General features: G+C 67.8%; 13 protein-coding genes. 10 read left to right on the top strand and 3 right to left on the bottom strand.

What is annotated here, in order from left to right; translation table 11 throughout:
* Positions 1–139: 139 nt before the first annotated feature.
* A complete protein-coding gene (locus tag ABQY64_RS01625) occupies positions 140–1,039 on the top strand; it encodes a LysR family transcriptional regulator (protein WP_349780181.1) in 900 nt (299 codons plus the stop codon).
* Here the strand turns inward: ABQY64_RS01625 and ABQY64_RS01620 are convergent.
* Both ABQY64_RS01620 and ABQY64_RS01615 read right to left on the bottom strand, forming a co-directional pair.
* Positions 1,028–2,227, bottom strand: a complete 1,200-nt coding sequence (locus ABQY64_RS01620) for an MFS transporter (RefSeq protein ID WP_349780180.1) — start codon at positions 2,225–2,227, stop codon at positions 1,028–1,030. The genes ABQY64_RS01625 and ABQY64_RS01620 overlap by 12 nt on opposite strands.
* Positions 2,228–2,543: 316 nt before the next feature.
* Complete coding sequence (locus ABQY64_RS01615) at positions 2,544–3,437, bottom strand: LysR family transcriptional regulator (RefSeq protein WP_024939822.1); 894 nt, start codon at positions 3,435–3,437, stop codon at positions 2,544–2,546.
* Positions 3,438–3,870: 433 nt separating this feature from the next.
* Here ABQY64_RS01615 and ABQY64_RS01610 point away from each other — a divergent pair, with 433 nt between their 5' ends.
* The 8 genes from ABQY64_RS01610 to ABQY64_RS01575 all read left to right on the top strand — a co-directional run bounded on the left by ABQY64_RS01610 (position 3,871) and on the right by ABQY64_RS01575 (position 10,480).
* Complete coding sequence (locus ABQY64_RS01610; RefSeq protein ID WP_349780179.1) at positions 3,871–5,142, top strand: allantoate amidohydrolase; 1,272 nt, start codon at positions 3,871–3,873, stop codon at positions 5,140–5,142.
* The gene (locus ABQY64_RS01605) at positions 5,132–6,388 is read left to right on the top strand and encodes an alanine--glyoxylate aminotransferase family protein (protein WP_349780178.1); all 1,257 of its coding nucleotides are present in this window, start codon (positions 5,132–5,134) and stop codon (positions 6,386–6,388) included. The genes ABQY64_RS01610 and ABQY64_RS01605 overlap by 11 nt, the downstream gene beginning before the upstream one ends.
* A complete protein-coding gene (puuE, locus tag ABQY64_RS01600; RefSeq protein WP_047126326.1) occupies positions 6,385–7,275 on the top strand; it encodes an allantoinase PuuE in 891 nt (296 codons plus the stop codon). Before ABQY64_RS01605 ends, puuE begins: the two co-directional genes overlap by 4 nt.
* On the top strand, positions 7,272–7,667 hold the full coding sequence (gene hpxZ, locus ABQY64_RS01595; protein WP_102250850.1) for an oxalurate catabolism protein HpxZ: 396 nt from the start codon (positions 7,272–7,274) through the stop codon (positions 7,665–7,667). Before puuE ends, hpxZ begins: the two co-directional genes overlap by 4 nt.
* The gene (gene uraD / locus ABQY64_RS01590; protein ID WP_104595794.1) at positions 7,664–8,155 is read left to right on the top strand and encodes a 2-oxo-4-hydroxy-4-carboxy-5-ureidoimidazoline decarboxylase; all 492 of its coding nucleotides are present in this window, start codon (positions 7,664–7,666) and stop codon (positions 8,153–8,155) included. Before hpxZ ends, uraD begins: the two co-directional genes overlap by 4 nt.
* The gene (gene hpyO, locus ABQY64_RS01585) at positions 8,152–9,573 is read left to right on the top strand and encodes an FAD-dependent urate hydroxylase HpyO (RefSeq protein WP_349780177.1); all 1,422 of its coding nucleotides are present in this window, start codon (positions 8,152–8,154) and stop codon (positions 9,571–9,573) included. Before uraD ends, hpyO begins: the two co-directional genes overlap by 4 nt.
* Complete coding sequence (gene uraH, locus ABQY64_RS01580; RefSeq protein WP_349780176.1) at positions 9,543–9,902, top strand: hydroxyisourate hydrolase; 360 nt, start codon at positions 9,543–9,545, stop codon at positions 9,900–9,902. Before hpyO ends, uraH begins: the two co-directional genes overlap by 31 nt.
* Before the next feature lie 104 nt (positions 9,903–10,006).
* Complete coding sequence (locus tag ABQY64_RS01575; protein ID WP_016901421.1) at positions 10,007–10,480, top strand: DUF1456 family protein; 474 nt, start codon at positions 10,007–10,009, stop codon at positions 10,478–10,480.
* Positions 10,481–11,099: 619 nt separating this feature from the next.
* Here ABQY64_RS01575 and ABQY64_RS01570 read toward each other — a convergent pair.
* A complete protein-coding gene (locus ABQY64_RS01570) occupies positions 11,100–13,217 on the bottom strand; it encodes a methyl-accepting chemotaxis protein (RefSeq protein ID WP_349780175.1) in 2,118 nt (705 codons plus the stop codon).
* A 182-nt stretch (positions 13,218–13,399) separates the two neighbouring features.
* On the opposite strand from ABQY64_RS01570, the gene hrpB reads away from it, so the two are divergent.
* Positions 13,400–15,901, top strand: a complete 2,502-nt coding sequence (gene hrpB, locus ABQY64_RS01565; RefSeq protein ID WP_349780174.1) for an ATP-dependent helicase HrpB — start codon at positions 13,400–13,402, stop codon at positions 15,899–15,901.
* The last annotated feature ends 112 nt before the right edge of the window (positions 15,902–16,013 follow it).

Here is a 16,013-nt window from a genome sequence, read left to right as displayed (position 1 = left end):
TGCCGTTGCTGCAATGCTGCGCGCAGGAGCGCAACCGCGTGCGATCGCCAGGCCGTGGTGTGTCGCGCAAGGTGCATCGGCAGGCTGTTAGGCTGCTGCCACATTCATCTCTGAGACGCATGTGGACCGCATTCAGGAAATGACGCTGTTTGCCGCATTGGCAGGGCAGGCAAACTTTGCCGGCGTTGCGCGGCGTCTTGGCATTTCCACCGCAACGGTCACCCGCACCGTCGCGCAGCTGGAAAGCCGCCTGGGCGTGCTGCTGGTCATGCGCAGCACGCGCAAAATGCGGCTTACCGTGGCCGGGCAGCAATACGCCATCGACTGCCGGCGCCTGCTTGCCGATCTGGAGGATGTCGAAAACAGGGCGGCCGGCTTGCACGCACTTCCCAGCGGCTTGCTGACGGTGACGGCGCCGCAGATGTTCGGCGCATTGCATGTCACCCCGGTGGTGACGCGTTTTCTCAGCGACTATCCGTCGATGACCGCGCGCGCCATCCTGGTCGACCGCGTGCTGCCGCTACTGGACGAGGGCATCGATGTCGCCGTGCGCATTGGCGCCCTGCCGGACTCATCGCTGACCGCGATCCCGGTCGGCAGCGTGCGTCGCATGGTCTGCGCCTCACCCGTCTACCTGGCAGCACACGGCACTCCGCAACAGCCGGACGATCTGCCGCAGCACGCCACCATCTCCACCGCACCGTCCGAGCGCCCACCCAAGTGGCCGTTCCGCATCAATGGGCGCGAGCATCTGGTCGATGTCGCCTCGCGGCTGAGCGTGACCTCGTTCAATGCCGCCATCACCGCCGCAGTACAGGGTTGGGGACTGACACAGGTACCGGCGTACCAGATCCGCGAACACCTTCAGAGCGGCAAGCTCACCTGCATCCTCGACACGTTCGAAATCGCACCGGAGCCGGTGCACGTGGTCTACGTGGAAGGCCGTCGCAGCTCATCCAAGGTACGCACGTTTGTCGACTACTGTGTGGATGCCCTGCGCCAGGATCTGGATTTTCATCACCATCCCTCACGGCTGTAAACGATCGCCCCGCCCTGCAACCAGTGACGCGGCCAGCAGCAACATGCTGGCACCGACAAAGGTGGCGCCGATCGACACATGATCCAGCAGCACACCGCCTGCGGCCCCGCCCAGCATGATGGAGAGCTGGATTGCGGCAACCATCAGGCCGCCGCCGCTTTCCGGTGCGTCCTTGACGCAGCGGCTCAACCAGGTGGACCAGGCCACCGGCATCGCCGAGTTGAGCGTGCCCCAGGCAATCATCGCCACGGCCACGGCCCACACCAGGTGACCGGCCAGCAGCATGCTGATGGTCGCCACACCCAGCGCGACCGGCAGCACGCTGAGCAGGGTGAACAAGCGCTTCGGCACCAACGCGGTGGCGGCATAGGTACCGACGAATCCGGCCAGGCCCAGGCCGAGCAGCAGCAACGACAGTTGCGACACATCGACCTGCGCAATGGTTTCCAGAAACGGGCGGAAGTAGGTGAACGCGGAAAACGCACCGGCAAATCCGAGCATTACCGCGAGCATGGCACGCGCCACATAGCGACGCTTCAACAAGGTGACGATGCCACCCAGCGAAGTGGCGCCCTGCGCGGGCATCGACGGCAGGCTGCGCCATTGCCAGAGGATGGTCAGCGCAACCAACGGCAACATGCCCCAGAACACCCCGCGCCAGCCGATGGTGGCGCCCAGATAGCTGCCCAATGGCGCGGCGAATGCAGCAGCGACCGCGTTACCGATAAATATGGTGCCCAAGGCCTTGGGCACCGCATGCTCGGGCATGATGCGCATCACCGTGGCGGTGGACAACGCCCAGAAGCCGCCGATGGTGATGCCGAGCAGCGCACGCGCCACCATCAACATGCCGAAGCTGTGCGCATTGGCGATCAACAGCAGCGACAACAGCATCACCCCGGTCAGGGCAATCAACACATGGCGCCGGTTGAAGCGCGACGACAGCGGTGCGATCAGCAGGCTGGCGACCACCGCGAACAGGCCGGAGATCGAGATCGCCTGGCCGGCCATGCCGGCACTGGCGTGCAGATCGGCGGCGATCGGCGTGAGCAGGCTGACCGGCATGAATTCGGAGGCGATCAGCAGCGCAACGCAGAGCGACATCGAGCCGACCGCACTCCAGGTCTGGCGGGTTGCGACAGGCGCAGCGCGCGAGGATGGATCGGTAGCGAGCGAACTGGCTTGCATGTGGGGTCCTTGTGCGAAGTGGGATGCGAGACGAACGCCACGCCGCAAGCGCGCTGACGCCGCGCTTGATAGCGAACCTGGTGTTCGGAAGGGATGCGCTGCAGGCAGCGATGCACTGCATCGACCTGCCAGCGCAGCGACGTACGACGGGCGCAATGCAGCAACGGATGCTGCGGCTCGGGCGTGCGCGTGTCTGGATGTGCTGCAGCTTACGCAGGCAGTGGGCAGCGATAAAGATGGCGGATCCGCACGGGCTTATGAAGCCCGCTCATCAACCACTTGCCTGCGTCGAGCGCCTCTCCCTGGCGCGGATCCCTCAGCCCTTGTAGCGCAGCGCATCCACGACGAGGTTGAAGGCGGACGAGGAATGGCGACGGCTGGGATAGAACGCGTGCAAGCCCGGCCAGGTCGGCGACCAGTCCTTCATCACCCAGCGCAGCCGTCCGGCCTTGATATGCGGGCGCGCCAGATCCTCCTGCACGAACGCGATGCCGAAGCCGTCCACCGCCGCGTCCAGTGCTTCATAGGTGCCGTTGAAGGTCAGCTGGCCATCCACGCGCACGATGACTTCGCGCCCGTCCTTTTCCAGCTCCCAGGCGTAGATGCCACCGGCGGTTTTCATGCGCAGGTTGATGCAGCTGTGCGCGGTGAGGTCCTGCGGCGTCTTGGGGATGGGCCGACGCGCGAAATAGGACGGCGCGGCGACGATGGCCATGCGCATGTCCGGCGCGATGCGCGCGGCGATCATGTCCTTTTCCACCTGGTCGCCTAGCCGCACGCCTAGGTCGTAACGGTCGGCGACGATGTCGGTCAGGCCGTTGTCGACCACGATCTCGACCTTGATCTCGGGGTAGTCGCGCAGCAGCCTGGACAGCTTGGGCCACAGGATCGCGCGCGCGGCGTAGTCGGTGGCGGTGATGCGCACGGTGCCTGCCGGTGTGTCGCGCATTTCGCCGAGCGCAGACAGCGCCTCTTCGATTTCGGCAAAGCGCGGCGCCACCGTCTGGATCAGCCGCTCGCCGGCTTCGGTGGGCGCCACGCTGCGTGTGGTGCGGGTCAGCAGGCGCAGACCCAGCGTCGCTTCCAGCCCGCGAATGGTATGACTCAGCGCCGACTGCGAAACGCCCAGCTTGGCGGCGGCGCGGGTAAAGCTGCCCTCGCGAACGATGGCAATCAGCGCCAGCAGGTCCTTGAAGTTGTCTCGCGCCATTGGTGAATCTCTTTCATGGAATCCACATGACTGTAGCAGCCGATGAAAAAGGAATACCAAAGCCCCTCTCCTGCGGGAGCGGGGTTGGGGTGAGGGTACGGCTGCTCAACTACCTTGATGCTGCCGCACCCTTATCCGCCCTGCAGGCACTTTCTCCCGGCGGGAGAAGGACAAAGCCGGCCACAAGCCGCCCGTCGCATTTTTTGCAACGCCCAGCCCTAAAAAAACCGCTTTGGGGTGACGGGACCGGTTCGTATAGTCGATTCGACGGCCGCCGCCGGCCGCACAAGCACCTGATGCCATTGCTGCGAGGCGACCAACGTCGGCGATACCCGCCCCCTTTCCACACCGCCTGCGGAGGCCTCATGTATCAGTCCCTGTCGCATCGCGGTCCTGGCAGCTGCGTTGAAACAACACCCCCGCACGGCACCCCATGCTGAGCGCGCAACGCAGCTCACCTGTCCACAGCTCAGGCGCACGCGCGGTCGCCCGCTGCGACGCATTAGGTGTTCCGCCCTACAGCGACACACCCGACGGGCTGTTCCGCGCCTGGCTCAGCCCGGCGCATCGCACCGCCGTCGCACAGGTGGGCGAATGGATGCGCCAGGCCGGCATGCAGGTACGTCTGGACGCAGCGGCCAACCTGATCGGGCGCTACGAAGGCGCGCGTGCCGACGCACCGGCGCTGCTGATCGGCAGCCATCTGGACAGCGTGCGCGATGCCGGGCGCTATGACGGCCCACTCGGCATCCTGCTCGGCATCGAATGCGTCGCCGCGCTGCATGCCCAGGGCCGGCGCCTGCCGTTCGCGATCGAGGTGATCGCTTTCGGCGACGAGGAAGGTTCGCGCTTTCCTGCCTCGATGTTCTGCAGCCGCGCAGTCGCCGGCACGCTCGACCCCGCCACGCTGTCGGTCACCGACGCGGCCGGCACCGACGTGGCCAGCGCGCTGGCCGAGTGGGATCTGGACATCGCGCACATACAGCAAGCCGCACGCGCGCCCGGCAGCGTGCTGGCCTATCTGGAAACCCATATCGAACAAGGCCCGGTGCTGGAAGCCGAAGGCCTGCCGGTCGGCATCGTCACCGCGATCGCCGCGCAACGGCGCTTCGCCCTGCGCTTCGACGGCCGCGCCGGCCACGCCGGCACCACCACCATGGCCTTGCGTCGCGATGCATTGAACGCCGCTGCCGAAGCCCTGTTGGCGATCGAAGGGATTGCACGCGCCGGCAGCGACGACCTGGTCGCCACGGTCGGCAAGCTGCAGGTCGCGCCCGGTGCCACCAACGTGGTGCCCGGCCGGGTGGACTGCACGCTGGACGTGCGTGCCGGCGACGATGCAATGCGCGATGCGGCAGTGCTGGAGATCGAACGCGCACTGGCCCATATCAGCAAAACCCGCAACGTCGCCATCGCCATCGACCCGTTGCAGACGCTGGCCGCCAGCCCCTGCGCACCGGCACTGATGACCCGTCTGCAACACGCAGTCGCCGCACAAGGCATCGTGCCGCGCCAGTTGGTGTCCGGCGCCGGCCACGATGCGATGGTGATGGCTGCGCTCTGCCCCACCGCGATGCTGTTCGTGCGCTGCGCCGGCGGCATCAGCCATCATCCGGACGAATACGTGGCCCCGGCCGATGCCGAGCTCGCACTGGCGGTCATGCGCCACTTCATCGAACACCTGGGAGATCCTCTTGTCACCTGACCTGCGTCACCTGCACACCTTCGGCGAGCTCGATCCCCCGCAACGGCTGTTGATGGGCCCGGGCCCGGTCAATGCGCATCCGCGCGTGCTGCGCGCGATGGCCGCCGATCTGCTCGGCCAGTTCGATCCGGAAATGACCACCTACATGAACGAGGTGATGGCGCTGTACCGGCCGCTGTTCGGCACCGAGAATCGCTGGACGTTTCTGGTCGACGGCACCGCGCGCGCCGGCATCGAGGCGGCGCTGGTGTCGCTGGTCAGCCCGGGCGACCGCGTGCTGGTGATCAACTTCGGCCGCTTCGGCCTGCTGCTCACCGAGATCCTGGGCCGGCTTGGTGCCGACGTGCACACCGTGGATGCGCCCTGGGGCGAGGTGGTGCCGCTTGCTGCAATCGCCGAGGCGATCGAGCGCGTGGCACCCAAATTGGTCGCTACCGTGCACGGCGACACCTCCACCACCATGGCCCAGCCGCTGGATGGCCTCGGCGCGCTGTGCCGCGCGGCCGGCGCGCTGAGTTACGTCGATGCCACTGCCACCATCGGCGGCATGCCCATCGCCAGCGATCGCTGGGACGTGGACGTGGTCACCGGCGGCCTGCAGAAATGCCTGGGCGGGCCGTCCGGCTCGGCGCCGATCACCGTCTCCGACGCGGCGGCCGAGGCGATCTTCGCGCGTCGCCATGTCGAGCGCGGCATCGTGCGCGAGGACATCGTCAACGGCAGCGGGCCGCGCATCGCCTCGAATTATTTCGATCTGGCGATGATCATGGATTACTGGTCGGACAAGCGCCTCAATCACCACACCGAAGCCACCACCATGTTGTACTGCGCCCGCGAATGCGCGCGCGTGGCGCTGCAGGAAGGCCTGGATGCCCGCTTCGCCCGTCACGCCGCCGCCGGGCGTGCGGTCAGTGCCGGCATCCGCGCACTGGGGCTGGAGGTGTTCGGCGACGATGCGCACCGCATGACCAATGTCACCGGCGTGGTGATCCCGCACGGCATTGACAGCGATGCGGTGCGCCGGCGCATGCGCGAGGATTTCGAGATCGAGATCGGCACCGCGTTCGGGCCGTTGCAGGGCAGGATCTGGCGCATCGGCGCGATGGGCTACAACGCGATGAAGCACAAGGTGCTGATCACCCTGGCCGCCCTGGAAGCGGTGCTGCGCGCCGAAGGCTACGCCTGCACACCAGGGCTGGCGGTGGAAGCCGCACTGGCTGCCTGGCACGCGGAGCCGCAGGCATGAACACAGCGCGCGACCTGGTCGGCTATGGCGCCACCCCGCCTGCAGCGCAGTGGCCCGGTGGCGCGCGCATCGCAGTGCAGTTCGTCATCAATTACGAAGAGGGCGCGGAAAACTGCGTGCTCAACGGCGATGCCGGCTCGGAAGCCTTCCTGTCGGAGATGGTCGGCACGCAAGCGCAGCCCGGCGCGCGTGCCATGGCGATGGAAAGCCTGTACGAATACGGCAGCCGTGCCGGCTTCTGGCGGCTGCATCGGTTGTTCACTGCGCGCAATGTGCCGGTGACCGTATTCGGCGTGGCGCAGGCACTGGCCTCCAATCCCGAGGCAGTCGCCGCGATGCAGGCCGCCGACTGGGAGATCGCCAGCCACGGCCTGCGCTGGATCGATTACCAGCATGTGGATGCGGCCACCGAGCGTGCGCATATCGCCGAAGCCATCGCCGTGCACACCCGCGCCACCGGCAGCCGCCCGCTGGGCTGGTACCAGGGCCGCACCAGCCCCAACACCGCGCGGCTGGTCGCCGAGGAAGGCGGCTTTGTCTACGACGCCGACAGCTATGCCGACGATGTGCCGTACTACGACCACCGGCATAGCCGTGCGCAGTTGATCGTGCCGTACACGCTGGACGCCAATGACATGAAATTCGTCGCCTACAACGGCTTTGCCGATGGCGAGCCATTCTTCCGCTATCTGCGCGATGGCTTCGAGCAACTGCGCAGCGAAGGCGGGCGCATGCTGTCGGTCGGCCTGCATGGGCGCATCGTCGGCAAGCCGGCGCGCGCGGCGGCCCTGGCACGTTTCGTCGATCACGTGCTGGCCAGTGGCGATGCCTGGATTGCGCGCCGCATCGATATTGCGCGGCATTGGCTGCAGGTCCATCCGGCATGAGCATCGACACCGCCGACATCGACCTGCCCGAGGTGATCGCGCAAGTGACCGCCGCCTTCCATGCCTACGAACAGGCCCTGATGGACGACGACATCGCCGCAATGGATGCGCTGTTCCACCCCGCACCCAGCACGGTGCGCTACGGCGTGGGCGAGGTGCTGTACGGCATCGAGGCGATCCGCGCCTTCCGCATCGGCCGCGGCGGCTCGCCGCAGCGCCAGCTCGCACATGTTGAAGTGCATGGCTTCGGCCACGACTTCGCCACCACGCATGCAGAATTTATCCGCGACGGCAGCAGCGCGCGCGGCCGCCAGAGCCAGAGCTGGGTGCGTTTTGCCGACGGCTGGAAAGTGGTGGCCGCGCATGTGTCGCTGCAGGGGACGCATGCATGAGCGTGATCGACGACAGCGTGCTGGACGATGCCGCCTTCGTGGCGCGCTACCGCGAGCTGTTCGAGCATTCGCCGTGGGTGGTCGAACGCGCGGCACGGCGGCGTCCGTTCGCCGATGTGTACCGCGGGCTGATGCAGGTGGTGCTCGACGCGTCGCAGGAAGACCAGGTTGCGTTGATCCGCGCGCATCCGGAGCTGGCGGGCAAGGCGGCGATCGACCGCACGCTCACCGCCGCGTCGGCCGCCGAGCAGGCCTCGGCCGGATTGGACCGGCTCAGCGAAGCCGAATTCAAGCGCTTCCACGCGCTCAATCAGGCCTATCGCCATCGCTTCGGATTTCCGTTCGTGATCTGCGTGCGGCTGCACGACAAGGCCGGCATCCTGGCTGCGCTGGAACGCCGGCTGGATGCCTCGCGCAGCGAAGAACTGTCCACCGCCCTCGCCGAGATCGGCAAGATCGTGCAACTGCGCCTGGAGGCACTGCCATGAGCCTGGCCCAACTCGAACGCGAGCTCCACCACGACCTGCAACGCCTGGCCCATGGCGGCGATGCCTGGGTGCAGCCGCGCGTGCATCCGGCAGGCCATGTGTACGACGTGGTCATCGTCGGCGCCGGCCAGAGCGGCCTGGGCGCGGCGTTCGCGCTGCAACGCGAGCGCGTGCACAACCTGCTGGTCATCGATGAAAACCCGGCCGGGCAGGAAGGCCCGTGGGTGACCTACGCGCGCATGCAGACCTTGCGCACGCCCAAGCAGATCACCTCGATCGACCTGGGCGTGCCGTCGCTGACCTTCCGCGCCTGGTGGGAAGCACAACACGGCGGCGCCGGCTGGGACGCGCTGGACAAGATCCCGCGCGGCAGCTGGATGGACTACCTGCGCTGGTACCGCGCGGTGCTGCGCCTGCCGGTGCGCAATGCCACGCGGCTGGCGCGGGTGGAGCCGGACGTGGCGCCGGGCATCCACCGCCTGCATCTGGCGATGGGCGCGCCGCTGCTGACGCGCAAGCTGATCCTGGCCACCGGCATCCAGGGCGGCGGCCAGTGGATGGTGCCGGACTGGATCAGCCGCGCCCTGCCCGCACAGCGCTATGCGCATACCTCCGGCCAGATCGACTTCGCCGCGCTGGCCGGCAAGCGGGTGGGCATCCTGGGCGGTGGCGCCTCCGCGTTCGACAACGCCTGTTTCGCGCTGGATCAAGGCGTCGCCAGTGCCGAGGTATTCGTGCGCCGCAGCGCATTGCCGCGCATCAATCCATTCCGCCACATGGAACAGGCCGGCATCATCCCGCGCTTTCTGACGCTGCCGGATGCGGACAAGTACCGGATGATGGCCAGCTTCTTCGCGCACAACCAGCCGCCGACCAACGACACCTTCCAGCGTGCCTGCGCGCATGCCGGCTTCGCGCTGCACCTGGGCGCGCCATGGCTGGAGGTGGCCGAGCGCGATGGCGAGGTGGTGGTGCGCACGCCGCAGGGCGAGCACCGCTTCGATTTTCTGGCCGTTGCCACCGGCCTGGTCACCGACCCGCAACTGCGCCCGGAACTGGCCGCGCTGTCCGGGCGCATCGCCTGCTGGGGCGACCGCTACCAGCCGCCGCCGGGCCAGGCCAATCCGGTGCTGGATGCGCACCCCTACCTGGGGCCGGGCTTCGAACTGCTGCCGCGCACGCCCGACGATGCCGCACTGCTGCACGGCTTGTTCGCCTTCAACTATTCGGCGCTGATCAACCACGGCCCGTCGGCGGCAGCACTGTCCGGGCTCAAGGTCGCGCTGCCGCGGCTGGCCCGCGCGGTGGCCGACCAGCTGTTCCTGGACGACCGCCAGGCCATCGTCGACAGCTATCTGGCTTACGACCAGCCCGAGTTCGTCGGCCAATGGCCGCAACCGACCCAGGCGGTGGCATGAGCACGCTCTCCACCCACGTGCTGGATACGGCCACGGGCCGCCCCGCCGCAGGCATCGCCTTGCGCCTGTTCGCCGGCGCCACGCTGCATTTCAACGGGGTCACCAACCAAGACGGGCGCTGCCCCGAACTGGCCGCACTCACGCTGCAACCCGGCCGCTACCGGCTGGAATTCGAGGTGGCCGGCTATTGGCGCGCCGCCGGCACCGCGCTGCCCGACCCGCCCTTCCTGGAACAGGTGCCGATCGCGTTCGGCATCGCCGACGACGGCCATTACCACGTGCCGTTGCTGCTCTCGCCCTACGGGTATTCCACCTATCGCGGCAGCTGAGCGGCCGCCGGTTCGGCAACGGATCGGCGGGGCACACGCCGCGTTCCGCGTCGGCCCCGTAGAATGGCGCCTTTCCGGCGACAGGCCGGGGCCCCGGAATTGTCATGATCCACAACGATGTACTGCGCAGCATCCGCTACATGCTCGACCTCAGCGACGACAAGGTGGTGGAGATCACCCACCTGGCCGACCCGGAGTTCGCGCTCGACAAGCCGCAGGTACAGGCCTGGCTGAAGAAGGAAGACGAGCCCGGTTTCGAGCCTTGCACCGACGCAATGCTGGCACGCTTCCTCGATGGCCTGGTGCTGCGTTTTCGCGGCCGTGACGAGAGCCAGCCGGTGCGCCCGCTGGAAACCCGGGTCGGCAACAACCTGGTGCTGAAGAAACTGCGCGTGGCCTTCGAGCTGAAAGACGTGGACATGCACGCCATCTTCGCCAGCGCCGGCTTCCCGCTGTCCAAGCCGGAACTGTCCGCGCTGTTCCGCCAGCCCGGCCACAAGAATTTTCGCCCCTGCGGCGACCAGTTGCTGCGCGCCTTCCTCAAGGGCCTGACCGCGCGGATGCGCGAAGCGGGTTGATGACCGGATACTGAGGTCGGACTGGTTTGGCCTGGCTTGGTCGTCCGACGACGCTGCGACTTGAATCCGCAGGTTTTTAGCGCAGTTTTCGTGTGTCTCGAAGTGACTGGATGGTGTCGGTGGATCGATCGTGGAGCGGTCGATCTGCGGCTTGGTTGCAGGGCCCTTGCCCGCCCACCATCGCAGGACACGCCGCAAGTACGTCCATGTAGGCTCTTACGCGGCATCCATGCCGCGTAAGGTCCCGCGACGGTGAGCGGACAAGGACCAAGCGAGATGGTCGGTGTGCTTGGTGCAAGCAATGCACGATGTGCGTTGTTCGGATTGTGGGCGTCCAGTTGGCCTCTCAATCGACGCCTAGCAACAGGCAAGCTTTGAACGAAGCGATCTCAAACTTCTCGGCACCCCAAAGCAAAACCAGGTTTTCACGCGACCATCGACCAACGCTCGGTGCGGCGTCCCCGCCGCTTGCGGGACCCTTGGCGGCATGGAGGCTGCCAAGGAGTCTCCACGGACGGATGCACGGCGTGTCCCGCAGGTGCCGAGGGCACCGCGCCCTCGACGCACCGGGCTTTTGATTCAAGCAGCTGCACCTGGGCCGCTACAACGCCTTAAGCGATCAAGCCGCAGCCGCCAGACGCGGCCGGCGTGCGTCCAGGCGGAACACCGATACGGCTTCGCTCAGTTCCACTGCCTGCTCTTCCATCGCACGTGCTGCGGCGGAGGCTTCTTCCACCAGTGCGGCATTGCGCTGGGTGGTTTCGTCCATGTCGTTGACGGTGCGGGCGACCTGCTCGATGCCGGAGGATTGTTCGCGCGATGCGGCGGAAATCTCCGCAATCAACGTGGTCACCTGCTGCACCGACTGCACGATCTGCTGCATCGTCTGCCCAGCCTGATCCACGCGCGCGCTGCCGCGCTCCACGCTGTCCACCGAAGCGTCGATCAGCTGCTTGACCTCCTTGGCCGCGCCGGCCGAACGCTGCGCCAGCGCGCGCACTTCCGAGGCGACCACGGCAAAGCCGCGGCCCTGTTCGCCGGCACGCGCCGCTTCCACTGCCGCGTTCAAGGCCAGGATGTTGGTCTGGAACGCGATGCCGTCGATGACGCTGATGATCTCGGCAATCTTCTTGGACGACACCTCGATCTCGCCCATGGTGTCGACCACGCTGGCCACCATCTCGCCACCACGGCCGGCGATCTCCGCGGCCGCCTGCGCGCCGCGGCTGGCCTGCTGCGCGGTGTCGGCGTTCTGGCGCACGGTGGAGGTGAGCTCTTCCATCGAGGCGGCGGTTTCTTCCAGGTTGGCAGCTTGCTGTTCGGTGCGCTGGGCCAGGTCGTTGTTGCCGGCGGCAATCTCTGCCGAGGCGGTGCGAATGGTCTGCGCGGCCACGGTGATGTCGCCGACAATATCGGTCAGGCGCTGCACGGTGGCATTGGCATCGTCGCGCATGCGTGCGAACACGCCTTGCTGGTTGCCGTGCATGCGCGCGGTCAGGTCGCCGTCGGCGATCGCCTTGAGCAGCTGCGACAGCTCGGCCAGATTCTGGTCCACGTTCTGCATCAGGCCGTTGACGCCGCTGACCATGGCGCGGAATTCGAACTGGTAGGCCTCGGCATTGCCGCGCGTGGCGAAGTCGCCGGCCGCAGCCGCGTCGACCAGGCCACGGATTTCGCCATTGATCGCCGCCAAGTTGCGCTTGGTGGTGTCCATCGCCTCGGTGATTTGCGCTTTCTCGCCCGGCAGGCGCGGCATGTCCACCGACATGTCGCCGACCGCGTAATGCTGCATCACCTGCAGCATGTCGCCGATCAGACCAACCTGCGCGCCGATCAAGCCATTGGTGTCGTCGACCATGCGGCCGTACGCGCCCGGGAAGGCCTGCGCGTCCATGCGGTAACTCATCTGCCCGGCTTCGTGGCGCTGTGCCATGTCGGCCTGCGCGGTGGAGACGTCGGTGAGCGTGTTGACCACCTGGCCCATGGCCTGGCCGAGCAGACCGATTTCATCGCGCGTGCTGACCGCCGCACGCGCCGACAGATCGCCGGCCGCCACCTGGCGTGCCGCACGCGCGACGTTTTCAATCGGGCGCACGATCGAGCGACGGATCCACCAGCCCAGCACTGCCACCAGGCACAGCGCCGCGGCGATCGTGGCCACCGCCGACAGCACCAGCTTGTGCTGCGCCGATTGCGAACTGGCCAGCACCGCCGCATCGGCCAGGGTCTTGCTGCGCTTCACCAGTTCTTCGAGGGTGTGGCTGGGCGCGCGGTCCTGGCCCTTGACCAGTTGGTCGCCCACCTGGGTGTCGTAGCCGGCCTCGGCAAACTTGCCCAGCGCCGCTTCGTAATTGCGCTGCAGACCCAGATGCGCCTTGGCAAAGTCCTGCGCCAGCGTGCGCGCCTGCGGGTCCTGGGTTGCCTTGGCCAGCGCCTCGGTGCTGGCCTGCACCTTCCTGCCCTGCTCGCGGAAGGCGCTGAGGTGCTTGTCCAGCAGCGCCGGATCGCGCCCGCGGATCAGCACGTTCTTCCACTCCTGCACCTGCAGGCGGAAATCGCGGGTGATCTCTTCGCTGCTGGAGGCCTGCGCCACCTCCGGCGGCACCTTGCCGGACAGGCTCAGCCACGCCGTGCCCAGACCGCCCAGGGCACACAGCAGGATGACCGACAGGCCCAGCGCGAGCGCGCCGAGCAGCTTGCTTTGCAGGCTGACGAATTTCGGGGTGGCAGCAGACATGGGGCGTCCAAATCGGGGAGTACAGCGGTTATCGACAGGCACGCTGCCGGCCTGAAGCAGCGCCGGCGCCAAAGTCAGCCTTGAATGCCCAAAAGGTAATAGCACTTCCGAATTCCCCGACAGGCTTCACCCGACGGCCCGACCGTCGCGCCATCTGTGACGTGCCCGTATCCTTCCCGCGCATGACCGAGCCTGCCTTTCCGATCTCCCCCCTGCTGCCGCAGCTGTGCGACAGCCTGGCCGCCCATCCGCGGCTGGTGCTGGAAGCCCCACCCGGTGCCGGCAAGACCACCCAGGTACCGCTGGCCTTGCTGGACGCACCGTGGCTGGCCGGCCGCAAGATCGTGATGCTCGAACCGCGGCGCGTGGCCGCCCGCAGCGCCGCCGTATTCATGGCGCGCCAGTTGGGCGAGCCGGTCGGCGAGACGGTGGGCTACCGCATCCGCTTCGAGAACAAGACCTCCGCGCGTACCCGCATCGAGGTCGTCACCGAGGGCATCCTGACCCGGCTGATCCAGGACGACCCGATGCTGGAACACATCGGCGCGCTGCTGTTCGACGAATTCCACGAACGCCATCTGGCCGGCGACCTTGGCCTGGCGCTGGCGCTGGACGTGCAGGCGCAGGTGCGTGAGGACCTGCGCATCGTGGCGATGTCGGCCACGCTGGATGGCGAGCGCCTGGCCGGTTTTCTCGACGCACCGCGCCTGAGCAGCGCCGGGCGCAGTTTCCCGGTGGAGATTGCGCACTTCCCCGCGCGCCGCGACGAAGCGCTAGAACCGCAGACCCGGCGTGCGGTGGAACACGCCTTGTCCACCCATCCGGGCGATGTGCTGGTGTTCCTGCCCGGCCAGCGCGAGATCGCACGCGTGCACAGCGCGCTGCAGGACGTGTTCGACCCGGCGGTGCAGGTGCTGCCGCTGCATGGCGAGCTGTCGGTCGAGGCGCAAAGCCAGGTGCTGCAACCCGACCCGTCCGGGCGCCGCCGCGTGGTGCTGGCGACCAACGTCGCCGAGTCCTCGGTGACCCTGCCCGGCGTGCGCGTGGTCATCGACAGCGGGCTGGCGCGCGAGCCGCATTACGATCCCAACAGCGGTTTTTCGCGCCTGGACATCACCACCATCGCGCAGGCCTCGGCCGACCAGCGTGCCGGCCGCGCCGGACGTGTGGCCAGCGGCTGGGCGTATCGGTTGTGGCCGCAATCGCAACGGCTGGAACCGCAGCGGCGCGCGGAGATCACCCAGGTGGAACTGGCCGGCCTGGCGCTGGAACTGGCCGCCTGGGGCAGCGCCGCGCTGCGCTTCGTCGATACCCCGCCGGCCGGTGCGTTGGCCGCCGCGCACGAATTGCTGCAGCGGCTGGGCGCGCTCACCGGCAGCGGCGGCATCACCGCGCTGGGCCGCCGCATGCTCGCGCTGGGCACCCATCCGCGCCTGGCCGCGATGCTGGCGCAGGCTGGCGACGCGACACGTGTGGCGCTGGCTTGCGACCTGGCCGCCTTGCTGGAAGCGCGCGACCCGCTGCGTCAGGGTGGCGATGGACTGGCTGCGCGCTGGCGCGCACTGGCCGCATTCCGCCAAGGCCGCAGCGCGCACGATGCCAACCGCGGCGGCCTGGCCGCGATCGACAGCGCCGCCAAACAATGGCGCCGCCGGCTGCGCTGCGACAGTGCGCCGCCCGCCAGCGTGGAAGCGCACGCGCTCGGCGACCTGCTCTCGCACGCCTTCCCCGACCGCATTGCCGTACGCCATCCCAGCGACCCGTTGCGCTACCTGCTGGCCAACGGCCGCAGCGCGCGCCTGTTCGACCACAGCGACCTGCGCGGCGAACCCTGGCTGGTTGCCAGCGAGCTGCGCTACGAAGCCAAGGACGCGCTGCTGTTGCGTGCCGCGCCGGTGGACGAAGGCTATCTGCGCCGCAGCGTGCCCGAGCGCTTCGTGCAGCAGGATCTGGTGCAGTGGGACGCGGACAAGCGCGCCCTGGTCGCGCGTCGGCAATCCAGCTTCGATCGCATCGTGCTCGACAGCCGCCCGGCCGGCCGCGTCGATCCGGCGCAGGCCGCCGGCGCGCTGACCGAGGCGGTGCGGCAGCTCGGCCTGGATGCCTTGCCGTGGACCGACGGCCTGCGCCAATGGCGGGCCCGCCTGCAGTCGTTGCGTGCCTGGATGCCCGAGCTTGCGCTGCCCGACCTGTCCGACGCCGCGTTGCTGGAGACACTGGACACTTGGCTGCGCCCGGCCTTCGCCGGCAAGACCCGCCTGGATGCGCTAGACGAGGCCAGTCTGGGTGAGGCGCTCAAGGCCGCCCTGCCGTGGGACCGCCGCCAGCTGATCGACCGCCACGCGCCCACCCGCATCAGCGTGCCCTCGGGCATGGAGCGGCAGATCGTCTACGCCCTCGACCACGCCGAGCAACCGTTGCCGCCGGTGCTGGCGGTCAAGCTGCAGGAACTGTTCGGCCTGGCGGAAACCCCGCGCATCGCCGACGGCCGCATCCCGCTGACCCTGCATCTGCTCTCGCCCGGCGGACGCCCGTTGCAGGTGACGCAGGATTTGAAGAGCTTCTGGGTCACCACGTACCCGGATGTCAGGAAGGAGATGAAGGGGCGGTATCCCAGACATCCGTGGCCGGAAGATCCATGGACCGCAACGGCAACCCATCGGGCAAAGCCGCGCGGCACCTGATGTGAGCCCCTCTCCTCTCGGGGCAGGAGTTGGGGTGAGGTACGGGGGCGAAGCCCTCGCGCTGCTCAAGTGCACGTGGCTTCGCCCGTTCCCTCATCCACCCTTCGGGCAC

The sequence above is a fragment of the Xanthomonas sp. WHRI 7065 genome (genome assembly GCF_040203115.2).
Classification (GTDB): domain Bacteria; phylum Pseudomonadota; class Gammaproteobacteria; order Xanthomonadales; family Xanthomonadaceae; genus Xanthomonas; species Xanthomonas arboricola.
The sequence above is the reverse complement of the archived record's forward strand: the minus strand, read 5'-3'. Positions and strand labels throughout refer to the sequence as shown.